The sequence below is a fragment of the Labrenzia sp. 011 genome (genome assembly GCF_003075075.1).
Lineage (GTDB): Bacteria > Pseudomonadota > Alphaproteobacteria > Rhizobiales > Stappiaceae > Roseibium.
Genome location: NZ_QCYM01000016.1, coordinates 1 through 22,945 on the forward strand (window position 1 = coordinate 1; position 22,945 = coordinate 22,945).

The 22,945-nt window shown below is 63.0% G+C and carries 20 protein-coding genes; 6 read left to right on the plus strand and 14 right to left on the minus strand.

What is annotated here, in order from left to right; genetic code table 11:
- The first annotated feature begins 737 nt into the window (after window positions 1-737).
- Window positions 738-1,400 carry an FAD-binding oxidoreductase gene (locus DCO57_RS16215; RefSeq protein ID WP_116699959.1) on the plus strand — a complete coding sequence of 221 codons (663 nt, stop codon included), beginning with the start codon at window positions 738-740 and terminating at the stop codon, window positions 1,398-1,400.
- Window positions 1,401-1,488: 88 nt separating this feature from the next.
- On the opposite strand, the gene DCO57_RS16220 is transcribed toward DCO57_RS16215, so the two are convergent.
- From DCO57_RS16220 to DCO57_RS16235, 4 genes are all read right to left on the minus strand, one after another.
- Complete coding sequence (locus DCO57_RS16220) at window positions 1,489-2,058, minus strand: GNAT family N-acetyltransferase (protein WP_116699960.1); 570 nt, start codon at window positions 2,056-2,058, stop codon at window positions 1,489-1,491.
- On the minus strand, window positions 2,055-2,612 hold the full coding sequence (locus tag DCO57_RS16225) for an XRE family transcriptional regulator (RefSeq protein WP_116700041.1): 558 nt from the start codon (window positions 2,610-2,612) through the stop codon (window positions 2,055-2,057). Before DCO57_RS16225 ends, DCO57_RS16220 begins: the two co-directional genes overlap by 4 nt.
- 155 nt (window positions 2,613-2,767) lie before the next feature.
- Entirely contained in the window at window positions 2,768-4,030 is a 1,263-nt protein-coding gene (gene fabF, locus DCO57_RS16230) for a beta-ketoacyl-ACP synthase II (RefSeq protein ID WP_116699961.1), read from the minus strand.
- A gap of 100 nt (window positions 4,031-4,130) precedes the next feature.
- The gene (locus tag DCO57_RS16235; RefSeq protein ID WP_116699962.1) at window positions 4,131-4,550 is read right to left on the minus strand and encodes a MarR family winged helix-turn-helix transcriptional regulator; all 420 of its coding nucleotides are present in this window, start codon (window positions 4,548-4,550) and stop codon (window positions 4,131-4,133) included.
- 138 nt (window positions 4,551-4,688) lie between these two features.
- Here DCO57_RS16235 and DCO57_RS16240 point away from each other — a divergent pair, with 138 nt between their 5' ends.
- Window positions 4,689-5,252: an HdeD family acid-resistance protein gene (locus tag DCO57_RS16240; RefSeq protein ID WP_165814762.1), complete on the plus strand. Its 564-nt coding sequence runs from the start codon at window positions 4,689-4,691 to the stop codon at window positions 5,250-5,252.
- 333 nt (window positions 5,253-5,585) lie between these two features.
- Window positions 5,586-6,707 carry a TauD/TfdA family dioxygenase gene (locus DCO57_RS16245; protein WP_116699963.1) on the plus strand — a complete coding sequence of 374 codons (1,122 nt, stop codon included), beginning with the start codon at window positions 5,586-5,588 and terminating at the stop codon, window positions 6,705-6,707.
- 134 nt (window positions 6,708-6,841) lie between these two features.
- On the opposite strand, the gene DCO57_RS16250 is transcribed toward DCO57_RS16245, so the two are convergent.
- The 7 genes from DCO57_RS16250 to katG form a co-directional block, all read right to left on the minus strand.
- The gene (locus tag DCO57_RS16250) at window positions 6,842-7,546 is read right to left on the minus strand and encodes a 16S rRNA pseudouridine(516) synthase (protein ID WP_116699964.1); all 705 of its coding nucleotides are present in this window, start codon (window positions 7,544-7,546) and stop codon (window positions 6,842-6,844) included.
- A gap of 1 nt (window position 7,547) precedes the next feature.
- Entirely contained in the window at window positions 7,548-8,591 is a 1,044-nt protein-coding gene (locus tag DCO57_RS16255) for a class I SAM-dependent methyltransferase (protein WP_116699965.1), read from the minus strand.
- Window positions 8,592-8,649: 58 nt separating this feature from the next.
- The gene (locus tag DCO57_RS16260) at window positions 8,650-9,228 is read right to left on the minus strand and encodes a GDYXXLXY domain-containing protein (RefSeq protein ID WP_165814763.1); all 579 of its coding nucleotides are present in this window, start codon (window positions 9,226-9,228) and stop codon (window positions 8,650-8,652) included.
- Window positions 9,225-10,586 carry a DUF2157 domain-containing protein gene (locus DCO57_RS16265; protein ID WP_165814764.1) on the minus strand — a complete coding sequence of 454 codons (1,362 nt, stop codon included), beginning with the start codon at window positions 10,584-10,586 and terminating at the stop codon, window positions 9,225-9,227. The genes DCO57_RS16260 and DCO57_RS16265 overlap by 4 nt, the downstream gene beginning before the upstream one ends.
- 292 nt (window positions 10,587-10,878) lie before the next feature.
- Window positions 10,879-13,509, minus strand: coding sequence for a DUF3141 domain-containing protein (locus tag DCO57_RS16270; RefSeq protein ID WP_116699966.1), 2,631 nt, complete (start codon window positions 13,507-13,509; stop codon window positions 10,879-10,881).
- A gap of 12 nt (window positions 13,510-13,521) precedes the next feature.
- Window positions 13,522-14,283: an enoyl-ACP reductase FabI gene (fabI, locus tag DCO57_RS16275; RefSeq protein WP_116699967.1), complete on the minus strand. Its 762-nt coding sequence runs from the start codon at window positions 14,281-14,283 to the stop codon at window positions 13,522-13,524.
- Between the two features lie 288 nt (window positions 14,284-14,571).
- Window positions 14,572-16,749, minus strand: coding sequence for a catalase/peroxidase HPI (gene katG / locus DCO57_RS16280; RefSeq protein ID WP_116699968.1), 2,178 nt, complete (start codon window positions 16,747-16,749; stop codon window positions 14,572-14,574).
- A gap of 275 nt (window positions 16,750-17,024) precedes the next feature.
- Between katG and DCO57_RS16285 the strand changes: the two genes are divergently transcribed.
- Window positions 17,025-17,969: a LysR substrate-binding domain-containing protein gene (locus tag DCO57_RS16285; RefSeq protein WP_116699969.1), complete on the plus strand. Its 945-nt coding sequence runs from the start codon at window positions 17,025-17,027 to the stop codon at window positions 17,967-17,969.
- Window positions 17,970-17,975: 6 nt separating this feature from the next.
- Here DCO57_RS16285 and DCO57_RS16290 read toward each other — a convergent pair whose 3' ends face one another.
- Entirely contained in the window at window positions 17,976-19,142 is a 1,167-nt protein-coding gene (locus DCO57_RS16290; RefSeq protein ID WP_208977988.1) for an MFS transporter, read from the minus strand.
- Between the two features lie 104 nt (window positions 19,143-19,246).
- The gene (locus DCO57_RS16295; RefSeq protein WP_208977989.1) at window positions 19,247-19,897 is read right to left on the minus strand and encodes a class I SAM-dependent methyltransferase; all 651 of its coding nucleotides are present in this window, start codon (window positions 19,895-19,897) and stop codon (window positions 19,247-19,249) included.
- Between the two features lie 102 nt (window positions 19,898-19,999).
- On the opposite strand from DCO57_RS16295, the gene DCO57_RS16300 reads away from it, so the two are divergent.
- Window positions 20,000-20,950 carry a LysR family transcriptional regulator gene (locus DCO57_RS16300; protein ID WP_205756182.1) on the plus strand — a complete coding sequence of 317 codons (951 nt, stop codon included), beginning with the start codon at window positions 20,000-20,002 and terminating at the stop codon, window positions 20,948-20,950.
- Here the strand turns inward: DCO57_RS16300 and DCO57_RS16305 are convergent.
- Window positions 20,931-21,839: an alpha/beta hydrolase gene (locus tag DCO57_RS16305; protein WP_116699973.1), complete on the minus strand. Its 909-nt coding sequence runs from the start codon at window positions 21,837-21,839 to the stop codon at window positions 20,931-20,933. The genes DCO57_RS16300 and DCO57_RS16305 overlap by 20 nt on opposite strands.
- Window positions 21,840-22,217: 378 nt before the next feature.
- On the opposite strand from DCO57_RS16305, the gene DCO57_RS16310 reads away from it, so the two are divergent.
- Window positions 22,218-22,922: a ParA family protein gene (locus DCO57_RS16310; RefSeq protein ID WP_116699974.1), complete on the plus strand. Its 705-nt coding sequence runs from the start codon at window positions 22,218-22,220 to the stop codon at window positions 22,920-22,922.
- Window positions 22,923-22,945: the final 23 nt, after the last annotated feature.

Below are 22,945 nucleotides of genomic sequence, written 5' to 3' on the forward strand. Positions count from 1 at the left end.
CCCGGGTCAGGCCCGGGATGACCTCAGAGAGTGGGTTCAGGTCAGGGGCAGAACCGCTTCTTCTGATCTTGCGACGCGTGGCCCAATCCCAAGGGGATGAGTGAATGGAACCGTCCGGCAGGCTCCCTCCACGTCTCCAGATCTGAGTCAACGGCCTGATTATACCCACCGCTCGGGCACAGCCCCTCCATCCGGTCATCCCGGCCCCCGAGCCGGGATCCATTGGCCTGTCCTCCGCGAACCGCTTCCGGAAAGGTCTTCCCGATCCGCCCGTCAGCACTGCCCTTCCATCACTCTGGAAACGAATGGATCCCGGGTCAGGCCCGGGATGACCTCAGAGGGTGGGGCGGTTCAGAAGCAAACCCGCGTCGCCTGATCTTGCGACGCCTGGCCCAATCCCAAGGGGATGAGTGAATGGAACCTTCCGGCAGGCTCCCTCCACGTCTCCAGATCTGAGTCAACTGCCAGCTCATACCCGCCGCTCGGGCACAGCCCCTCCATCCGGTCATCCCGGCCCCCGAGCCGGGATCCATTGGCCTGTCCTCCGCGAACCGCGTCCGGACAGGTCTTCCCGGTTCACCCGTCAGCACTTCCCTTCCATCGCGATGGAAGGGAATGGATCCCGGGTCAAGCCCGGGAAGACCTCGGAGGGGGCAGTTGACCTTGAGACGGTCCCCTTACGGAACCACCCTCCCCGTCCCTGCGTTCACCTTCCGAGACACGAAGGAGACAACGCCATGCACACGACACGCATCCTGAAGATCGATCAGGTCACCCATGACGTGAAGCGGTTCCGGATCGCGGAGCCGGAGGGGTTCGCGTTCAGCGTCGGCGATGCGACGGAAATTGCGCTGGATGAGGATGGCTGGCGGGAAGAGACGCGGCCGTTCACCATGACCTCCCTGCCGCAGGAAAAGTCGCTGGAATTCACCATCAAGGGCTATCCGGAGCATGACGGCGTCACCGAACGCCTGCACAGGATGAAGGAAGGCGACACGGTGCTGATCGCGGATCCCTTCAAGACCTTCCGTTACGAGGAACCGGGCGTCTTCATCGCCGGCGGAGCGGGGATCACGCCATTCATGGCGATCTTCCGCCACCTCGACCGGAGCGGCAAGCTGGCTGGAAACCACCTGATCTTCGCCAACAAGACCTCGGCGGACATCATCTATCGCGACGAGCTGGACGCGATGGATGGACTGAGGGTCGATCATGTGCTGTCCGGCGAGGACAGTGCGGGAACCCATCATGGCGAGATCGATGCCGATCTGCTGAAGGATCTGGTGGCCGGTTTCGACAGGCGCTTCTATCTGTGCGGTCCGCCGCCGATGATGGAGGCTCTGGAAGAGATTCTGAAGAGCCTCGACGTGGAGCCGGACTCGGTTGATTTCAGCGATTGAGTCGAATACTGCGCGCCGGGGAGCTCCGGATCCCGGATCGGCTGCACGCCACGCTGTCCCGGATCAGGTCCGGGACAGCGTGGCAGGCTCAGTTCTGTAAGCGCAGGTCCTTGTAGAACACGGTTGTCGCGTCGAGGTGACCGTGGCTGTTGAAAGCATAGTCGGGAATGATGCCGACCTTGCGGTAGCCGCAGGCGGGGTAGAGCTTTTCCGCCCGGTCGCCGGTGACCGTATCGAGCACCAGCAGCCAGCGGTCCTGCGCCCGGGCGAGACTGTCGATGGCAGTCATGAGCTTGCGGGCGAGGCCCTTGCGGCGGTGCCGGGGATGGACCATCAGCTTGGCGACCTCCGCCCGGTGGCGGCCGTTGTCCTGGTCCGCCAGCATCAGCATGACCACACCGGCGATCTCCTCGCCCTCTCCTGCAACCATGAGAAAGGCCTCACCCCTTTCCAGAAGCGGCAGACGGCTCTGCCAGAAATCCTGCGCCTTTTCCTGCGACAGGGGCAGGATGAAGCCGATGCCCGCGCCATCCTCAACGCAGGTTTTCAGAAGCGACGCGAGGCGCGGCAGCGCGGCACGGGCCGCTTCGGGAGACAGCAGCCAGACCGGCGGTTCGGGAACGAATTCGGGTCGGGCCGTGGGTGCGGAAGGGTTCATGGGGTGATCACCGTCAGGATATAGCGCGCCGCAGCCTCGCCGGAGGCGTGATAGCTGTTGGGGGCATCGAGATGGAAGCGCAGCGCGTCGCCGGCCTCGAGGTCGAAGGTATCCGGCCCCAGGATGACGCGCAGGCTGCCTTCAAGAAGGACGAGATGGTGTTCGAGATCGGGAACGGGCGGCGCCGAATAGGACACGGTTGCCCCCGCCGCCAGACGGCCCTCTATGACCGCGCCCCTGTAGCCGCCACCGGCGGGCGTGAGCGTCCGGCGCTGGAATCCGCTCTCCGGGTCTTCCCAGACCGGTTGCCCTGCCCTGGGACTATGACGTTCGGCCGATCCGGACACCGCGCCGAAGAGCTCGGCCATGGACAGGCCGAAAGCGGCGGCGAGCCTGCCGAGCACGTTCGCGGTCGGGCTGGTATCGCCGCGCTCGATGCGCGACAGGGTTGCCCGGCTGATACCGGTGTTTTCCGCCAGTTCCTCCAGCGGCCATCCCCGCGCCCTGCGCAGTTCCGTCAGACGCAGTGCGAGATCCTGTTCAAGGTCGGTCATGCAGTATCCCATATTTGAGATTTTTCTCATATATGGGAATTACGCGACCGCCAAGTGTTTTGTTCTCGATGTCTCTCACATCGCGCAGTCGATCGTGGAGGACAGGCGGCCTCCCTTTCAGGGGGAGACCGCTGCAAGCCGAAAGGCAGCTAAGCTCAGACCTTCGAGAACACCGCGCTGGCGTTGACACCGCCGAAGCCGAAGCCGTTGGTGAGAACGTGGGAGACTTCGCGGGCGATGGCCTTGCCGGGGATCATCTCGAAGCCCGCCATTGCCGCGTCCGGGTTCTCCAGATTGCGCGAGGGCGGCAGCTGGCCGCTGGTCAGCGCCTTGACGCAGGCGATCGCCTCGACCGCACCGGCTGCACCGAGCAGGTGCCCGAACATGGATTTGGTCGAGGAGACGGCCAGATCCTTGCCGCGGCCGGCAAAGACCGTCGTCAGGGCGGCGATCTCCGCGGCGTCCCCGACCGGGGTCGAGGTGGAATGGGCGTTGACATAGCCGATGTCGGCCGGGGTGAGACCGGCCGTTGCCAGCGCCTGGCGGATGGCCCGCAGACCGCCCTCACCATCAGCCGGCGAAGCGGTGACGTGGTAGGCATCGGCGCTGGTGCCATAGCCGGAGACTTCCGCCAGGATGGTGGCACCGCGCGCCCTGGCATGCTCATATTCTTCAAGAATGAGAATTCCGGCGCCCTCGCCCATGATGAACCCGTCCCGGTCCTGATCGAAAGGCCGCGAGGCGTGGGCCGGATCGTCATTGCGCTTGGAGGACATCGCCTTGGCGGCGCAGAAGCCGGCATAGGAGACCTTGTCGATACAGGCTTCCGCCCCGCCGGCCACCATGACTTCGGCTTCGCCCGCGCGGATGATCCGTGCCGCGTCGCCAAGGGCCTGCAGGCTGGCGGCGCAGGCGGTCACCGGCGCGCCGAGCGGTCCCTTGAGACCGTGGCGGATGGAGACCTGGCCGGCGGCCAGATTGGCCAGGAAGGACGGCACCAGGAAGGGAGAGGCCCGGCGCGGGCCCTTTTCGTCCACGAGCCGCGTTCCGGCGGTCATGGCCGGAAACCCGCCGACACCCGTGCCGATGATGGTGCCCGTGCGTTCCTTTTCCCGATCGGTCTTCGGGGCCCAGCCGGCGTTTTCCAGCGCTTCCTGCGCCGCGCCCATGGCCAGGTGAATGAATCGGTCGGAGCGGCGCTGTTCGCGCGGGTCCATCACCGTGTCGACATCGAAGCCGTGTGCGTCTTCTTCCCTGGTCGGGACTTCGCCCGCGATCTGACAGGCAAGGTCGCCGGCGTCAAAACGGGTGATCCCGCGAATGCCGTTCGCCCCGTCGGTGACCCGCTGCCAGAAAGCCTCCACGCCGGTTCCGACCGGTGAAACGACACCCATTCCCGTCACTACTACACGCCGCATGTTCAACCTCACAAAGTTAGCAGCCGGATCTCACACGTCCGGCCGCATGTCTCTTCAGGCAAATTTTCAAGCCTTTCAGACACTGCATGAAACACCTCGATCAGATTTGCGAAAGTCTTTTCAAGGCACTGATCGTTCTGAGAAATTCCTCTCCGCCCAGATGCTCCTTCACATCGTTCTGCGCCTGTCGCCAGAGCGGCATGGCCTCTTCCAGCAAGGCCGCTCCGCGCTCCGTCAACCGGTAGCACTTGCCCCTGGCTTCCTCGGCGACCGACGCCCTCACCAGGCCCTTCCTCTCCAGAAGCGCCGCATTGCGCACCAGGGTGGTTCGCTCCATGGAGAGCCGCTCCGCCAGCTCACCGGTATTGCCGCGGTCCGTCCGTGCGATCGCCGCAAGGACGGAAAATTGCGCGGCAGTGATGCCGGTCCTGCGTGCCAGCCGGTCATAATGCCGGCTGACCGCGCGTGCAGCCTTGCGGGCATTGTCCAGAACACAAAGCGACAGGTCGTCCTTTTCCATGCCCCTTTCTGTGCATATACACACTACATGTCAAGCCGCTGTTTCGAAAGAGAACCTTGCGGGAATTGGCAAGTCCATCTAGCGTCGGTCAAAGATTCGGTCACATTTGCGCAAAACAACCGAAACGAGGAGATCGAAATGTCAGATGCGGTACAGGCAATTGAAGATATGAAGGCGAAGATCCAGGAGAACTGGGGCTGGTTTCTGGCGCTGGGGATTGCCCTTGTCATTGGCGGCCTGATCCTGATCGCGGCGCCGCTTGCGACATCTGTCGCCGTGACGATCCTGATCGCCATCGTCCTGTTCGTCGGTGGCCTAGTACAGATCTACAACGCCTTCAAGACCAAGGGCACCTCCAGTTTCTTCTGGAATCTGATCACCGGCATCATCGCGGTGATCGGCGGCATCGTCATCTATGTGAACCCGCTGGCCGGCACCTTCGCGCTGACCCTGGTGATCGCGGCGATCTTCATCGCCCAGGGCATCAGCCAGATTCTCATGGCCTTCAAGCTGCGTCCCCACGAAGGCTGGGTCTGGGTGCTGATCGCCGGTTTCGTCTCCCTGGCTGCCGGCATCATGATCTGGATGGACCTGCCGTCCTCCGCCGCCTGGGCGCTCGGCCTGATCGCCGGGATCTCCGTGCTGGTCAACGGCTGGAGCTACATCGCCATCGCGCTCGCTGCGCGGGCTTCGAAGGGCTAGACGACGACAATTCCCCCGCTGTCCCGGCCTGAGCCGGGACGGCTCGAGTTTTCTCCGGACAAACGGATCCTGTCTGATAGGCAGAAATCCCTTCCTGAGCCGCCCGGCAAATTTCCTTTTGCCGGGTATCTTTTTTCAGGTAATTTTCCGGTGATGTTCAATCGCAGGCGGGGCCTGCATGCAGGCTGGAAGCCGGATGTTCGCAATTCTCGGGCGCAATCCCGGAAATCCGCATAACAAAGCCTACTGGTGGTGGCCGCCCCCCGCCGACCGTTGATGCGCGCGCATTTGGGCGCGTTCCTTCCTTTCAACAACATCAACGGATGATTTCATATGACACAGCTCAGCCTGCGCGGCAGTGACCGCGTGCTTCATGTTGCCTGGCCGGACGGGACCGGCGCCGATTTTCCCTTTCTCTGGCTCAGGGACAATTGTCCGAGCGGCTTCCATCCCCAGACGCAGGAGCGGGAATTCGATCTCACCGGCATTCCAATGGACATCGCCATTGCCGAAGCCACCCTGGAGGACGGCAAGATCGTCCTGACCTGGACGGGCGACGGTCATGTCAGCCGCTATGACCCTGAATGGCTGCGTGACCACCGGCCGGGGATCGGCCTGGCGGACCCCGCCCGGATAGACCCGGTTCTGTGGCGCGGCGATTTCCCAGCTGACAACCTGCCGCGCGCCTCGGCGGAGACGCTGCTGTCCGATGACGCCGCGCTGCTGGACTTCCTGATCGACACCAAAAGGACCGGACTTGCCGTTGTTGACGGCATGGCCGACAACAAGGATGCGGGCATGGCCATGGCGCGGCGCGTCGGGTTCCTGCGCGAGACCAACTTCGGCGCCACCTTCGAGGTCATGTCGAAACCCAACCCCAACAATCTCGCCTATACGTCGCACGCTCTGCCCCTGCATACGGATCTTGCCAACCAGGAGCTTCCCCCCGGATTCCAGTTCCTGCATTTCCTGGCAAACGAGGCCGAGGGCGGCGGATCGACCTTCTGCGACGGCTTCGCCATTGCCAGCGACCTGCGGGAAAGCGATCCGGAGGCCTTCGAGCTTCTGGCGCGAACACCGGTACCCTTCCGCTTTCAGGATGAGGACTACGACATCCGCCGCCATCACACGGTGATCGACCTGGATCCGTTCGGAAATCTGCAGGAGCTGCATTTCAACGCCCATCTGGCAGGGATCTTCGATCTGCCGGCGGAGCGGATGGAAACCTATTACCGGGCCTACAGGAAGATCATGGAGATGACCCGCTCCGAGACCTACGTGATGACCACCCGCCTTGCGGGCGGAGAAATGGTCATCTTCGACAACCGGAGGGTCCTGCACGGACGGGCCGCCTTCGATCCGAACACCGGCTTCCGCCACCTGCGGGGCTGCTATGTGGATCGCGGTGAATTCGACAGCCGTATCCGCGTGCTCAGCCGGAAACGGGCGGAATAGAAACGCAGCGGGCGTTCGCCCGGGAGGCCGCTCGATACGCCCCCGGGCCGTTCCGGTCTTGTGCCGTGACCCGCGTCAAGGCCCCGGCTCACGGCCGGGGCGGCGCTCTCTTGCATTCCGGCTCCCGGAAAAGCTCAGCCGGCGGCGAAGATCAGTGCCTTCTCGTCTTCCGAAAGGGCCTTCCAACCGCCCTCTTCCAGCCCGTCGAGACCGAGGGCGCCGATGCGGCTGCGGGTCAGGGTAGTGACATGATTGCCGGTGGCGGCGAACATGCGGCGGACCTGGTGATAGCGGCCCTCGTGCAGGGTCAGGCGGGCACGGGTTTCATCCAGAACCTCGAGCACTGCCGGCTTCAACGGCTTCACCTCGCTTTCCAGCATCATGTCACCTGAAGCGAACAGGGCCGCCTCGTCCCCCTTCATGGGGCGGTCCAGAGTAACCTCATAGACCTTCGGAACCTGGGCCTTGGGAGAAATCACCTTGTGCAGGAAAGTGCCGTCGTCGGTGAACAGCAGCGCACCGGCGGTTTCCTTGTCGAGCCGGCCGATGGTCGACAGCACCGGCTTGCGCATCCGGAACCGGTCCGGCAGGAGGTCGTAGACAAGACGTCCGTTGTCCTTGAGAGAACAGGTATAGCCGAGCGGCTTGTTCATCAGCAGAACCACGCCTTGCGCCGGATCGAGCGGCTCGTCGTCGAAGAGAATGTCCTCATGGACGGCGGGACTGTCCGCCTTCAGCCGGTTGCCGGCACGGTCGGTCACCCAGCCGTTGCGGATCGCGGTCTGCATTTCCTTGCGGCTGCCATAGCCGAGATTGGCAAGAAGTTTCACCAGCCGCATCTCAGCGCCCTCCCTTCGCCTTGACCGCACGGATCACCTTGTAGCCGCCTTCGTCGGCGAGCTGGGTGACATTGGCGAAGACCTCGCCGAGCGTATGTTCGTAAGGCAGGTGCCGGTTGGCGACCATGAAGAACTCGCCTCCGGGCCGAAGCCCGGCCGCCGCCGACCGGATGAATCCCTGACCGACATCGGTCCGCTCGGCCCGGCCGGCCTGATGGAAGGGCGGGTTGGAGACGATGAAATCATACGGCCCCTCCAGCCCCCTGGTCACGTCGGACCAGATGCCGGTCATGGGCTTTTGCCCCCTGAAGCCGGCCAGATTCCGTTCGGCCAGATCAAGCGCGCGCTTTTCGGCCTCGTAAAGGTCCATGGCGGTGACTTTCGGCGCCTTTTCGAGAACGGCGCGGGCCAGATAGCCGAGGCCGGTCCCCAGATCAGCCCCCCGACCCTTCAGGGTTTCCGGAAGCAGGCCGGCCAGCAGTTGCGAGGCCGGATCGAGCCGGTCCCAGGCAAAAATGCCGGGACGGCTGATATAGCTGCCATCCAGAACCGGCCGCGGCGCATCCAGCGTCAGCCAGCTTTCCAGAAGATCCCTGTTCAGGCTGTCCGCGGCGATCCGCTGCCAGACGACGCGGCACTTGTTCTTGGCGAGCTTGTCCGATCCGCCCGTGAGGTCGGCCAGATCGCTTTCGAGGGTTTTGGCGCCTTCGGTATTGGGTGCGCAGGCAATGACAAGCCCGCCTTCGCGCGTCTTGCTCACGGCGGTGGCCAGCTGCGCCCGCGCCTCCTGGCGCTGGCGGCCCGGCAACAACAGCACCGCGTCGAAGCCGTCCCGGTCGGTTTCCGGCTCTGTGCGGAACCCCGCCTTCACCAGCGCGTCCCGGTCCGGTGCGAAACTCTGTACGCACAGGGTCTCCATGTCCCGCAGCCCGTCAAGCGCCCGGCCGGCGCGCGCGCGCAGGAACAGGACCCCTGCCCCCGGAGCAAGCTCAACGGCTCCGGTTTCTAGTGGCAGCAAAAGCGTATCGAGCGCGGGATCGGACATTTCATACCCTGGACGGAGGAAAGCGGTGCAGCGCTCATAACGCCAGATCGGGCATCCGTCAAAATATGCTGTCGGAGCGGATGGCTTTTCCGTTGAACAGCAGAGCCAGCGGCAGGGAGCGCCCGTCAGCGGCGACGGAGACTTCCAGACGCATGCGCGTCCTGTCCAGCCGTTCGATGACACGTCCCTGGCCTTCCGGCAGGAAGAAGGCATTGATGCCATAATCGAGAATAAAGTTGTCCCCGGAGACCGACAGAACCGTGCCGGAAATCGCCACAGGCCCCGCATCCTCCCGGGTCTTTGCCAGACGGACAGGCTGGGCCGCGCCGCCGCCTTCGCTCGTGAGCCCCACGAACACCCGGTCCCCGGATTGCACGCCGTCGCTTCCCGGTATGTCCCTGGAAACGCGCGCGATGGCGAGATTGATCACCACATAGTCGCCGCGCAGGAGGTCGCGCGGATCGACGGGGACGAGTTCCAGCCGGACCACGTCACCCGTCATCTGAACCTGCAGCCGGTCGGCGAGCGGAACGGCGATCAGGGCGAGCTGGATCAGGGCAAGCAACCCCCAGACCAGATAGGGAACACGGACGGCGGGTGCACCGCCTGACGACACTGTCTTCGGGGTCGGCGTCATGAACGGATCTCCTGCGCGCCCGCCGGACTGTCCGGACGGGGCTGTGTCTTGCGGAACACCCGTGCGAGCCAGAGCGCCATGGCGAGCAGAACAAGGCCGGCGACCAGGAAGAACAGAGACTGGCCCAGCAACGATCCGACCGTCACCTGCAGCAGCCAGAGCGCCACCGCCGTCAGCCCCAGATAGGCGCACAGCATCCAGTAACGGTTGTTGTACCATGTTCCCAGCGCGCACAAGGCGGTCAGCGCCGCCAGGCACATTGCGGCCCGAACCGGGATATTCTCCGTTGCGAGCGGCGCCAGAAGCGCCAGGAGAACGAGCCCGGCCGCAGCGAAGAGTGCCATGGATTTCGCGGACTTGAACGACAGCAACAGGCCCGTGGCACACAGAAGAACGGTCAGCCCCAGGGGCAGCAGCGCCGGAAGGGCCAGCAGGCCGCGCGCATAGCTGCTGCCGTGGAATTCCGGCTCGAGAACCAGGGCGAGCACGACCAGAGCGCACAGGACCAGGAGACCGGCGTCCTGCAGCGAGCGCGTCATCAGCCAGTGTCCGTGACGCCGCGCGGGCCTGCCGCTTGACCATTTGACGATCAGGTCCGCGACCGGGTCGACCAGCAGCAGGATGGCGGCAAGGCCGCCGCCGCCCGCCAGCGCCATGGCGGTGACCGCATCATCCCCGTCCCCCAGCAGATCCGCCGTATCGGCAAACCAGCGGCCATAGGTCACCCAGAGCAGGCTGATCGCCGCCCAGCGCGACAGGCGAGCCGGGAAAAGAACGGCATGGGCCATGACCGCCACCAGCCCCCCGAGGCCGATGAGATCCTGAAGCAGATCGGACGCGCCGATATCAGACCGGGTCACCTGCCAGGTGATGGCCGCGGCAGAGGCCACCACAAGCGATGTTTTCGAACCGGTCAGCCAGGCCGCGGCAAGGCCGCCGACGACGACCAGAAGAGCACCGCCGGCCCAATCGGACGGCAGATGGAAGATCTGGCCGACAAGAGCAATTCCGCCGACGAATACAAGCGTCGCGAAACCGGTCGCCAGGTCTGCGATCGCCTTGCGACCCTTCGCGGCCAGCGCGGCGGCCAGACCGTGGCTGCCCGCCACCAGGACGGCGATTCCCACCAGTTTCACCGACTTCGGGATTGCCGCCCAGTTGGCCGCGATAAAGGCGAAGACCGCCAGGGCGACACACACCATGCCGATGCCGGCAAGAACCATGGGCAGGCGCGAGCGGCCGTCGTCACTGTCCATGTCCGAGAGAATGGCGGCTACGCCCTCGGAGCTCACCCAGCCTTTCGCAGCCCAGGTTTCGAGATCGTCTTTCAGACGTTTCCTGTAGGTCCAGTCAAACATGCAGATGAGTTCGCCTTGTGTTGGCACTCCGGTCGGCGTCCACCTTTTGCCGGATGTTGCGAGCGGCGCAATACCGATTTGGCGGATTTCCGGCTCGAATGGACTTGCCGTACCCGCTGTTCTTGCTATTCTGACATAGTTAATTTTACAGCATACCGACAGGCCATGCCGGCAACGCGTTGCCGTATGAACCGGACAAAGGTGGCCGATTTGCGGTTCAGAGCCTAACTCCTAAAAACACCAGAGGGGCTCTGGGGGCGTCCGAGAGGCCCGGACGCCCCGTTCTACCTATTCATTCAGCCGGCTCTTCCGGCGTCTTCACAGTGCCGCGCGCCTTGCGCGCAGTTGACGATTTCGCGGACTCGGACCTGGTGGTCTTGCGGGCCGCGGGTTTGCGGGGCGACACCTTTTTGGGTGCCGGAGATGCGGAAGCCGCCTTCACCTGCTGCATTTCCGCCAATTCGCCGGAATTATCCTGTGGTCGATCCGGCAGGCGCGCCGTCTGAATGTCGCCACGCGGGCTGGTCGACAAAAGCGGGTCCTCGGTGATGTCGCCCGAGACAGGCGGAAGGTCGAGAACACGGTTGAACGTCTGCAGCAGCTCCAGAGTATGGGGGGCCATCTCGTCGACGATTCCCGGCACGTAACGCACCACTCTGGATGCAAGCTCCCGGTCTTCCCTGGTCTTGAGGAGCTTTGGCAGGGTTTCGATTGCCTGCTCCCGGGCGAATTCCACGATCAGGGTCTGTTCCTCGAGCATGAAGCTGCGTTCGTCCGGCTTCAGGGACTTGAACGGTTCGTCCTGGTTCAGCACGCGCGCGGAGCGTTCCAGCCGGTCGCGGCGAACCGTACCGCGGCTTTCGGCCAGAAGGATCAGCATGCGGATCACCGCTTCGCAAAATCCGCCTTCCTCGATATGCATGAGGGCGGCCTGAACCGGCGGCAGGCTGCGCATTTCGTCCTTGCGTCTCAAGGTCCGTCCGGGCTGCCTTGGACGGCCGTACCAGCGCATGTAGGGAGAGCCCCAGATCGTGTAGAAGAGGGTCTCGTAAGCCGCGTCGCGCAGATCCCGATAGAGATCCATCGACTGTTCGACCAGGGCCGCATTGACGTTCTGCAGCTGGAGGAACGGGTTGTCCGGAGCGGCCGGGGCTCTTTGCGCCCGCGCACGCTCGGCCCAGTCGGGCAGCGCGCTCAGCAGGGGATTGAGGCTTGAAAAGGATGCCCGCTGCACCCGCAGCGGATGCGTCCTGCGGCGCAGCTCCGCGCTTTGCTCCGTGACACCGGCCTGCACGAAGGGGCGCACACAGACATCGTAGAATTCGGCCTGCTGCTCGGAGGCCCGGGCGACGGCTGCAAAGGGAATTTCATCGTCCCGGCCATCGTCGATCACCTTCAGGTCGTCCAGTGTTCGCTCATGGAAGCTCACCGTGAACTCCCGCTCCAGAAGGTCGCCTTCATAGTCGTCGATGGTCATTTCATAAAGGCCGGGAGCCAGGGCCTCGATGGTTTTCAGGGTCGATGTGACCTCCGTATGTTCCTTTCTGGCGATTTTCGACGACACGAAGATCCCCAGATGTCCCACCTGATCGTGGATCATGTAGATGATCCGCTGCCCCCGAATGGCAATCTCCCGCTCGTCCGTATAGGTGTCGATGATCCAGTTGATGGCCTGCTGCGGCGGGGTGATATTATCGCCCCAGCTGGCAAAGACGATGATCGGCGCACGGACCCGCTTGATGTCGACATTGACGCCCGGTTCAAGCTGGGCGTCGTTCTTGGACAGGCGGTTGCCGACGAAGAGCTGCTCGACGATCCATCTCATTTCCGCCTCGTTGAAGAGGAAATAGCCGCCCCACCAGCGTTCGAATTCCAGGAAGCGCTGCGGTTCCGTGTCGACCTTTGCGTAGAGGTCGTAGTACTTTCCGAAATAGTTCCGTGACGGATTGAGCTGCTCGAAATTCTGCACTATGTCCGCCCCGTCGAAAATGCCGTGGCCGAGGTCAGAAACATACATGGCGTTCCAGGTACCGCCCAGGACACCCGCATTGTAGCGCATGGGATATTCCCCCACCCTGCCAGACCATGTGGACACCGGGGCACCGTTGAGCAGAACCGGCCCCTTCAGATCCGGGTTCATCGCCGCCAGGATCAGCGTCGCCCAGCCGCCCTGGCAGTTCCCCGTTATGATCGGGTGCGGAGCTTTCGGATGCAGTTCCATTACCTTGCGTACGAAAGCCGCTTCGGCCCGGGTGACATCCGCCAGGGTCTGGTCTTTTTCCGGCATCCGGCTGAAGGCGACAAAATACACAGGATGGCCGTCGCGCAGGGCAACCCCGACCTGGCTGTCCGGCTTAAATCCGCCGATGCCGGACCCGTGCCCGGCGCGGGGATCGATGATGATGTAGGGCCGTTTCCATGGCTTTGGCTCCCGGAAATCCTCGTCCCTGGGCGACAGGATCTTCAGCAGCGTGTAGCAGCAGGGACGCGGCAAGTCGGCCCCGTCCATGACCACTTCATAGTCGTATTTGAGAACCGGCGGACAGCCCGCCTCCTCGTGCTCCAGGAAAATGTCGCCACGCTGGCGCAGGGTGTCCATGGTCAGAACCATGCGCTGGGAGGCGTCCTTCCAATAGTCTTCCCAGGCCGAGACCAATCCGCCGGACTTCTGGGCCTGACTCATTTGCTCGACCGCCTCGCCAAAGGCCGACAGGCTCTTCTGCCATCGTTCCTTGTGGGTTTCGGTGATCCGGGTCAGATGTTTGGTGAGCCCGCGGCTCATGAGCTCGGCGAGATTGGACAGTTCCGTGGTCTGGGCCTGCAGGGCGGTGAAGCGCTCGGAGGGCGTCCAGGCGGTGCTGTCGTTGAGCGAGTTCAGGAATTCGTTGTGGCCTTTTTCGAACGCATCAAACATGTCCTTCATCAGAAGCTCCTATCAAAGAATGCTGTAGCCACCATCGATGGGATGGACGGCGCCGGTCACGTTGGAAGCCTCCCGGCTGGCGAGAAACGCCGCATAGGCCCCGACATCGTCGATCGTTGCGAGTTGATGGGTCGGCGCGCGCTCGGCCGCGTCGTTGAGCAGAGCGTCGAAGGCTGCAATTCCCGACGCCGCCCGGGTCTTCAACGGACCGGGAGACAGCGCATGCACGGAAATGCCCTTTGCTCCCAGTTCCGCGGCGGCATAGCGGGTCACGGATTCCAGCGCGGCCTTCACCGGTCCCATCACGCCGTAGTTGCCGACCACCTTCTGCGCGCCCATGAAGGAGACCGTCATGCAGGTCCCGCCCCCGGGCATGAGGGGTTCGGCCTTGCGGATCAGGCGCAGGAAGGAATGCACGGAAATATCCATCGCCTCGGCAAAGCCGTCGGCGGAACAATCGATCACCCGCCCGTGGAGATCGTCCTTTCTGGAGAAGGCTATGGAATGAAGCAGCGTATCGAGCCTGCCCCATTTTTCGGTGATCTGCGCGAAGAGCGCGTCGAGCTGGCTTGCGTCGCGCACATCCAGCGGTGCGATGATCTCCGCTCCCAGCGCCTCGGCAAGCGGGCGAACATGCGGTTCGGCCTTTTCGTTCAGAAAGGTCATGGCAAGATCGGCGCCCAGAGTCCTGAAGGCCCTCGCGCAGCCATAGGCAATGGATTGGTCGTTCGCGACCCCGACAACCAGGGCTTTTTGGCCCGTCAGATCGAACATTCGCCTTTGCTCCCAAACAGCCTGACAGCCGCAAGTGCAGCCTGACACCATCCCGCAGTGCAACATGAACCTTGTGACGGAACAATGACCTTTTTGGGAAATAAGGAATAGTCCGGATGCCGGCCCGTTCTGCACTGCAAGCAAGCTTTCCGCCCGGGCCTCGCAGTGGCCGCCTCCGGGCCGGCAGGACAGTGCCGGCTTCGCGGCGCTCCGAATGAACGGATTTTCAAAAAAAACGGCGCTCCCGAGATCCGGAGCGCCGTGTGTCTTTTCCCGATCCGGCCTGTGTTAATTCAGGTCGAAACGGTCCGCGTTCATGACCTTCGTCCAGGCCTCAACGAAGTCCCTGACGAATTTCTCCCGGTTGTCGTCCTGGGCATAGACTTCCGCATAGGCCCGCAGGATCGAGTTGGAGCCGAAAACCAGGTCGGCGCTGGTCGCGGTCCACTCCAGGGTGTTCAGCTTGCGGTCACGGATTTCATACAGGCCGTCAGCGACCGGGTGCCAGCTGTACTTCATGTCGGTCAGATTGACGAAGAAGTCCGTGGTCAACGCCCCTTCGCGATCCGTGAAGACGCCGTGCTTGCTGCCACCGTGATTGGTGCCCAGCACGCGCAGACCTCCCACCAGCACCGTCATTTCCCGAGCGGTGAGACCCAGAAGCTGGGCACGGTCGAGCATCATCTCTTCCGCACTGACGATGTATTTTTCCTTCTGCCAGTTGCGGAAACCGTCAGCGAGCGGCTCCATGACGTCGAAGGACTCCGCATCGGTCTGTTCGTCGGTGGCGTCACCGCGGCCCGGAGCGAAGGGAACGGGAACGTCGAAGCCGGCGGCCCTGATGGCCTGTTCGATACCGACATTGCCTGCCAGAACAATCACGTCGGCAACGGAAGCACCGGTTTCGGCGGCGATCGGCACCAGCTTGTCCAGCACCCTGGCCAGACGCTCGGGCTCATTGCCTTCCCAATCCTTTTGCGGCGCCAGACGGATCCGTGCACCATTCGCACCGCCCCGCTTGTCGGAGCCGCGGAAAGTACGGGCACTGTCCCATGCGGTTGCGATCATTTCCGAAGCGGAGAGGCCGCTTGCCGCGATCTTCGCCTTGACTGCATCGACATCATAGGACGTGGAGCCGGCCGGAATCGGATCCTGCCAGATCAGATCTTCCGCCGGAACATCCGGGCCGATGTAGTTCACCTTCGGCCCCATGTCGCGGTGGGTGAGCTTGAACCAGGCACGGGCGAAAGTGTCGCGGAAGTAGGCCTCGTCGGCCATGAACCTGCGGCAGATCTCGTTGTAGACCGGATCCACTTTCATGCCCATGTCGGCATCGGTCATGATCGGATTGCGGCGGACCGTCGGGTCGGTCGGATCGACCGGCTTCTTGTCTTCCGGCATGTCGACCGGTTCCCACTGCCATGCATCGGCCGGAGACTTCTTCAATTCCCATTCATAGTTGAAGAGGTAATCGAAATAGCCCATGTCGAACTGGATCGGGAACTGAGTCCAGGCGCCCTCAATGCCAGAAGTGAAGGCATTCGCGGCCTTTCCTTCCTGACCCGGATTGGCCCAGCCCAGACCCTGTGCTTCGACACCGGTGGCTTCCGGTTCCACACCGATATTTTCGAAGGCGCTCTGCCCGCCGCCGTGACATTTGCCGACCGTATGGCCGCCGCATGTCAGCGCCGCGGTTTCCTCGTCGTTCATCGCCATCCGGTGGAAGGTTTCGCGTACATGCTTGGCGGTGCGGGCCGGATCGGGGATTCCGTCGACCCCTTCCGGGTTGACGTAGATCAGCCCCATGTGCACGGAAGCCAGCGGGTTTTCGAGGCTCGCCGCATCTTCCGGATCGCTGTAGCGGTTTTCAGCCGGCGCCAGCCATTCCTTTTCGGAACCCCAATAGACATCGGTCTCCGGACCCCAGATATCTTCCCGTCCGAAACCGAAGCCGAAGGTCTTGAGGCCCATGGACTCATAAGCCGTGTTGCCGGCGAGAATGATGAGATCCGCCCAGGACAGCGCGTTGCCGTATTTCTTCTTGATCGGCCAGAGCAGACGGCGGGCCTTGTCGAGGCTGGCATTGTCCGGCCAGGAATTCAGCGGCGCGAAACGGATGTTGCCGGAGCCCCCACCGCCGCGGCCGTCCTGCATGCGGTAGGAACCGGCGGAGTGCCATGCCAGACGGATCAAGAGACCGCCGTAATGGCCCCAGTCGGCAGGCCACCAGTCCTGACTTTCGGTCATCAGGGCACGGAGGTCGGCCTTGACCGCTTCATGGTCCAGCTTCTTGACAGCTTCCTTGTAATCGAAATCCGGGTCCATCGGATTGGTGCGCGCGCCGCGCTGGTGCAGGATGTCGAGATTCAGTGCGTTGGGCCACCACTTGGTGACCGACTTGCTCATCTCCGTGTTTCCGCCGTGCATGACCGGACAACCGCCCGTCTTTTCCACCTTAGCGTCCATTTCCCTCTCCAGTTCACTTTTTGGTGCCAAGCACCGACCTGCACAATTCCGGTTTGTGTCCACCGGTTGACTGCATGGCGGAGCCCCTTGATGAGGCGCCCGACGGCAGCGGTCCTGGCGGCAAGCCGAAAAGTGTCGAAATTCATGCGGAAGAAGCAGGAGCCCCCGTGCCGATATGACGGCAGCCGTGTCCCCGACTTTTTCCATTTTCAAGGTAACAAAGCTGAACGATCAGAGGAAGTTGTATTTACTGATATCTTTGATAAGATAATCTTATGATCAATATCACTCTCAAACAACTCCGCTATTTCGAAGCCCTCGCCCGCCACAGGCACTTCGGCCGGGCTGCGGAATCCTGTGCGATCTCCCAGCCTGCCCTGTCCATGCAGATCAAGGAAATGGAGGAAGCCCTTGGTGCAACCCTGTTCGAACGCGGCGCCCGGCAGGTGCGGTTGACCCAGTTCGGGGAAGTCACCGCGGAGCGGGCCCGCGACATCCTGCGGGCAACCGACGAGCTGGGCGACCTGGCCCGCGCCTCGCGCGAGCGGCTTGTCGGACGCCTGCGCATTGGCGTCATTCCGACGGTGGCTCCCTATCTGCTGCCGAAGGTGATCCGCGAGCTGACCGACCGGTTTCCCGGTCTGGACATCCACGTGCGCGAAACGGTGACGCCGAAGCTTATCCAGGAACTCGGAGACGGCCGTCTGGACACAGCCATTGTCGCCCTGCCCGTTTCGGAACCCTCCCTGGAGGAAACGCCACTGTTCGAGGAACCTTTCGTCCTCGTCCGCTCCGCCCGGGAAGCAAATGCACCGCTGCCCAATGCCGACTCCTTGCGCGAAATGCGGCTGCTGCTGCTCGAGGAAGGTCATTGTTTCCGGGATCAGGCCCTGTCGTTCTGCAACCTGCCGTCCGGACCGCCGCGGGAAGCTCTCGATGCCAGCTCCCTGTCCACGCTGGTGCAGATGGTCGGCGCCGGGATCGGTGTCACCCTGATCCCGGAAATGGCCGTTCCGGTCGAAACACGGTCCGCCTCCGTCGCCATTGCCCGCTTCGAGGCTCCCGAGCCGCGGCGGACCGTCGGCATGGTCTGGCGAAAATCCAGTCCGCTTGCGGGTCAGCTTTCGGAAATCGCGGAAATCGTCCGCCAGGCGGGGCAAAATACCGCGAAGGAGCCGGCTTCCCTGACCACGCGGACCAGCGACACCCTGCCGACCTGACGTTCCCTATGGCCGCCGGAAGCTCAAGCCTCCGAACAACGCCATGACGGCCGCCAGCGCGAGAAGCACGACCCTGGCGTCGTCACCGGCGGCGAAGAGCGCCACGACCAGTCCCGCCAGCGGCTGGGACAGATTGTTGAGGCAGATGATGACGCCGGTGGTCTTGCCGAAATCCTCCGGCGGGATGATTTCCTTGCGCAGGGTGCGCACATAGATGTTGAACATCTTGTCGAAGCCGGCAATCAGCAGAAAACCGGCCGCATAGACGAGCGGATGCGCGCCCAGGCCCGTCAGGACCGCCCCGGCGCAGATCAGGGCATAGGCGGTGCGGCCGAGCGTTGCGAGACCCAGGTGCACATGGGCGGTCAGGCTGAGGACCGCGAGGGTCGCCAGCGCGCCCCCCACCTGCAGCCACGCATAGGTCTGTTCGCTCTGGGCAAAGAGCCCGGTCATCATCGCCGCCGCCGTCGCCAGCGTGGCGCCGATGATCAGGTTGACGCCCGAAGCCTGCAGGATGGCCCTCATCAGGTCCGGCAGACGCCAGACGAGGAGCAGCGCGTGTTTCAGGTCCGCGGCGGGATGGCGCCGGTCACGCGCGGGCGGGAGGGTTTCCATGCGCTCCTGCCCGGGCCAGAAGGCAAAGGCGACATCGGCCAGGACAAACAGCACCGTTGCCACCACCACAACCGCTTCCCAGGGCCAGAAGACCATCAGATAGGCGGCAACCAGCGGCCCGAGCATCACGCCCATCTGCGAGGCCAGCTGGCCATAGCTGGCCACCTTTTCGAAGCGCTGGTCGGCAAAGGCCCGCACCAGCAGCATTTCCAGCGCCAGCATGCCCTGCGTCGTCAGGACACCGACCACCGCCGACAGGCCGATCAGCCACCAGACCCCGCCGAACACCTCCTGCCCCGTAATGCCGATGACACAGGTGGCCGCCCGCAGCAGGCGGCTGACGCGCAGCAGTACGACCGGCGGAAACCGGTCGCACAGGATGCCGGCGACGGGAAAGGTGAGATAACGCGGCAGCGTTTCGAAAAAGAACGCCAGACCGGACCAAGCGACGTTCCCGGTAATCTGGAAGATCACCAGCGGCACCAGGAAAAGCAGGATCTGGTCCGCCAGGACCGTCAGGAACATGGACGCGAAAAACGCCCGGTCGCGAACCAGCATGCACAGGCTTTCGGAGACATGACAGCGGAGTGGGACGCATTCGTAGCATCCGCCCCGAAATGCAACAAGCGCTCCGGTCTGGCCGCTTCAGTCGGCCGACGGCGTCACACTTTCCGGGCCACCACGAACCGGCTGCGCGGCGCCGGATGGTTGCCGGTCTCGACAATCTCGAAGCCCGCGCGCCGGATCGTCTCTTCGAGCGATCCGATCGACAGCATGTTGACGTAGGGCGCCTTCCCGACAAGCTGCATGACACCGATGAGCGGTGCGAAGAGCCACGCCTTGTCCTTCAGGCAGACCGTCTTGGAAATATACAGCCCGCCCGGTTTGAGCAGCGACCGGACCCGGGCCAGAAGCTCGTCCGGTTCCTCGACGAGATGGAAGAAGTTGTAGGCCAGCACTGCATCATAACCCGCCGTTTCCCCCGCCGGCACCAGGCGCGGATCGAAGGCATCCGCATCGAGAAGGTCCAGTCCTTCATGGGCCGTTCCCCGCAGGCGCTCGGCCGCCAGCCTTTCCTCGGCAATTGCGATCATGCCGCCGGAAAAGTCGGTTGCCAGATAGGACTTCACCTTGCCGGCCAGACGCATGGCGGTGGTTCCCGTACCGCATCCCAGTTCCAGAACCGCATCGTCGGGGCCGAGGTGCTCCACAGTCCGCTCAAGCGTCTTTTCATAGGCCGCCTGATCCTTGATCGGGTGGGCGGCATATTTGCGGGATAGCCGCGTCCAGAATTCTGCGTTCTTTGTGGTCATCTTGTCCTGCGGATCCATCGGAATATCATCTGTATGCAGTCATATCGATACGCTTTTCGAAGGTAAATTGCGGAAATTTGCCTGAGTGATATACATATATGCATGAACTGGCAGAGCATCACCTTTGACTGGAACCAGGCCCGCGCCTTTCTCGTCACCGCCGAGGAAGGGACGCTGTCGGCGGCAGCCCGCGCGCTCGGGCTGACCCAGCCGACCCTGAGCCGGCAGGTCGCCGCTCTGGAGGAATCCCTCGGCGTGACCCTGTTCGAACGGGTCGCCAGATCCCTCGTCCTGACCGATGCCGGCATCGAACTTGTCGAGCACGTGCGCACCATGGGCGACGCGGCCAGCCGGGTATCGCTTGCCGCCTCCGGCCAGTCCCGGCAGATCGAGGGGCTGGTGACGATCTCCGCAACCGACCTCATGGCCGCCCACCTGCTTCCCGACATCCTCGCGGATCTGCGCCATATGGCCCCCGGCGTGGAGATCAGGCTTCACTGTTCCAACAGTATCAGCGATTTGCGGCGGCGCGAGGCGGACATTGCGGTTCGCCACGTGCAACCGGACCATCCGGACCTTTATGCGCGCAAGATACGCGATGCGAGCGGGCGGGTCTTCGCGGCCCGCTCGCTGCTGGACAGGATCGGCCGGAAACTGACCCCCAAGGACGCCGAACATCTGGATTTCATCGGCTACGACAACAATGAGGAACTGGTCGGCTATCTGCGCGCCTTCGGGCTTCCGGTCAGCCAAGCCAATATCAGGCTCAGCTCTCCGAACGGCGTGGTCGCCTGGGAATTCGTCCGCCAGGGCCTTGGCCTCAGCATCATGGCCGATGAAATCGCCGCCCGCTGTCCGGAGGTCGTCCCGGTCTTCGAGGATCTCGAACCGATCGCCTTCCCCATCTGGCTGGTCACCCACCGGGAGCTGCACACGAGCAGACGGATCCGTACGGTGTTCGATCATCTCGCAGAAGGGCTGTCGCGGGTAAATTCCGGGCCGCCCGGTGAGCGTGCCGGTCGACGCGGAAAACCTAGCCAAGCATCCAGTTGAGCACCAGCCGCCAGTCGGTCATGCGGATGGGTGTGCCGTGGGTGCCGGTGTCAAAGAGGGTGAACCAGATCGGGTAGTTCGGCGCGGCGGCCCTGATCTGCTTGAAGAAGTTCGCCTGGGTTTCCCAGTTGTAGACGCTGTCCAGCGTACCGTAGCCCATGTAGATCGGTACCTTGCGCGAAAGCGCGCCGGAGCTGAGGAAACCCGGATCCCTGGGGGAGCCGAACAGCAGCACGCCGCTCAGCAGGCTGGCGGTATTGCCGTTCTTGAGAAGGTTCCAGCAGATGATGCCGCCCATTGAGCCGCAGGCGACCACGACCTTCGCCTGGGGCGAGAGTTGTTTCTGGTACCGGATCAGGGCCGCCACATCGCCCGTGCCACGGGCGTCGAAGTCCTTGACGTCCACCGTCAGATAGGCGCCGCCGTTGCGGGACATCAGGTTCTGGATGCGGTTGAAATTGCCGCCGAAGGAGACATCGTTCATGCCCTGGAAGCGGTTGCCGCCCTGGCCGTGCACATAGATGACGATGGTATTCGCCCCGCCCTTCCACTTGCCGGCGCCCATGTAACTGACCGTTCGCCCGTTGGCGTTCAGTTCGGCGCTGCCGCGCCCGCGCTTGGGACGATAGGAGACATAATTGCCGAAGACCTTGCGCTCGTCGACCTCGTCCCGGTCCCGCAGGTCGCGCTGCTTGGAATATTCCACGACGATGAAGGCGCCGTCGTAGAGGGTTTCCGTGATCTTCTTGTAGCGGAACAGCCGGTCCTTGTAGGGCTTCAGGGTTTCGGCCTCGGCCCCCCCCAGGAGTCCGGCGAGCGTTACCGCTGCGGCCAGAACAACAGTCCGGACGATACTGGCGAGGCGGGCGGCCGGAAACCGGTGCGACATGAAACATCCTTTTTCGAAGCGGATCACGGGATCGGTCCTGTTCGGCCGTAGCCTACGCGGCGCCTCTGGCTCATGCAATCGGACGACGGGGTGAAATCCACGTGTTCCGCGATTCAGTTCCGCTTCGTTCCCTTGACCCTTTCTCCTGCTCCCTCCTTCTGCAAACATGAACAGGATCAACCGCCAAGGGTCCGGCCCTGCGATTTTTCGCCAGGGTTTTCCGGCCGGTTGTCCCCAATTCCTAAGACTTTCTGAATAAGCCATCCTCATTTTGCGAATTTAAGGAATTGGTAACCATAAACTTCCAAGACTGCCAGACAGACAGGTCCGATACAGACCGGATCGCAAGACGATGCTCGGCAGTTCAGGAGAACCAAAATGCCAGTCATTTCCTTCGCAAACGCAAAGGGCGGCGCCGGAAAAACCACGGCCGCATTGTTGCTGGCGACAGAAGTTGCCTCCCGGGGAAAACGTGTGACCATCTTTGATGCGGACCCGCAAAAATGGATCTCCAGATGGCATGAGCTGCCGCAAAAATGTCCGGGGATCTCGGTGGTGAGCGAAATCTCACCGGCGTCGGTTACCGAACAGATCACCTATGCGGCCGCGCATTCCGATTACGTCATCGTCGATCTCGAAGGCACCGAAAACCTTGTCGTCGCCAATGCGCTTTCCGTCTCCGATCTGGTGGTCGTTCCGATCCAGGGATCGTCCATGGATGCCCGCGGTGGCGCCAAGATCCTGACCCTGATCAAGAAGCTGGAAAAGATCGTCCGTCACGACATCAAGCATTGCGTGGTCCTCACCCGTACCAATGCCGCCGTGACAACGCGGGCGATGAAAGCCGTGCAGGATTTCCTGTGCGCCCAGAACATCGACGTCCTGATGACGCCGATCGTCGAACGCGCGGCCTTCCGCGACCTGTTCGAATTCGGCGGCGGCCTGTCGGATCTCGATGCCTCACAGGTCTCCGGTGTCGCAAAGGCGAAGCAAAATGCCTCGCTTTACGCCGCAGAGCTACTGGAGCGGGCAATCGAGGTCCCGCAAAAGCGCTGGTACAATGTCTTCAAGCGTGCGAGCTGAGACCGGCCGCGACCGGTCTCCTT

Coding starts and splice junctions, on each gene's coding strand:
- DCO57_RS16285 (WP_116699969.1), top strand. CDS start 17,025: ATGATCAATATCACTCTCAAACAACTCCGCTATTTCGAAGCCCTCGCC.
- DCO57_RS16260 (WP_165814763.1), bottom strand. CDS start 9,228: ATGACGCCGACCCCGAAGACAGTGTCGTCAGGCGGTGCACCCGCCGTC.
- DCO57_RS16245 (WP_116699963.1), top strand. CDS start 5,586: ATGACACAGCTCAGCCTGCGCGGCAGTGACCGCGTGCTTCATGTTGCC.
- DCO57_RS16250 (WP_116699964.1), bottom strand. CDS start 7,546: ATGCGGCTGGTGAAACTTCTTGCCAATCTCGGCTATGGCAGCCGCAAG.
- DCO57_RS16270 (WP_116699966.1), bottom strand. CDS start 13,509: ATGAAGGACATGTTTGATGCGTTCGAAAAAGGCCACAACGAATTCCTG.
- DCO57_RS16305 (WP_116699973.1), bottom strand. CDS start 21,839: ATGTCGCACCGGTTTCCGGCCGCCCGCCTCGCCAGTATCGTCCGGACT.
- DCO57_RS16265 (WP_165814764.1), bottom strand. CDS start 10,586: ATGTTTGACTGGACCTACAGGAAACGTCTGAAAGACGATCTCGAAACC.
- DCO57_RS16310 (WP_116699974.1), top strand. CDS start 22,218: ATGCCAGTCATTTCCTTCGCAAACGCAAAGGGCGGCGCCGGAAAAACC.
- DCO57_RS16235 (WP_116699962.1), bottom strand. CDS start 4,550: ATGGAAAAGGACGACCTGTCGCTTTGTGTTCTGGACAATGCCCGCAAG.
- DCO57_RS16240 (WP_165814762.1), top strand. CDS start 4,689: ATGTCAGATGCGGTACAGGCAATTGAAGATATGAAGGCGAAGATCCAG.
- DCO57_RS16255 (WP_116699965.1), bottom strand. CDS start 8,591: ATGTCCGATCCCGCGCTCGATACGCTTTTGCTGCCACTAGAAACCGGA.
- DCO57_RS16300 (WP_205756182.1), top strand. CDS start 20,000: ATGAACTGGCAGAGCATCACCTTTGACTGGAACCAGGCCCGCGCCTTT.
- DCO57_RS16295 (WP_208977989.1), bottom strand. CDS start 19,897: ATGACCACAAAGAACGCAGAATTCTGGACGCGGCTATCCCGCAAATAT.
- fabF (WP_116699961.1), bottom strand. CDS start 4,030: ATGCGGCGTGTAGTAGTGACGGGAATGGGTGTCGTTTCACCGGTCGGA.
- fabI (WP_116699967.1), bottom strand. CDS start 14,283: ATGTTCGATCTGACGGGCCAAAAAGCCCTGGTTGTCGGGGTCGCGAAC.
- DCO57_RS16220 (WP_116699960.1), bottom strand. CDS start 2,058: ATGAACCCTTCCGCACCCACGGCCCGACCCGAATTCGTTCCCGAACCG.
- DCO57_RS16215 (WP_116699959.1), top strand. CDS start 738: ATGCACACGACACGCATCCTGAAGATCGATCAGGTCACCCATGACGTG.
- DCO57_RS16290 (WP_208977988.1), bottom strand. CDS start 19,142: ATGCTGGTTCGCGACCGGGCGTTTTTCGCGTCCATGTTCCTGACGGTC.
- DCO57_RS16225 (WP_116700041.1), bottom strand. CDS start 2,612: ATGACCGACCTTGAACAGGATCTCGCACTGCGTCTGACGGAACTGCGC.
- katG (WP_116699968.1), bottom strand. CDS start 16,749: ATGGACGCTAAGGTGGAAAAGACGGGCGGTTGTCCGGTCATGCACGGC.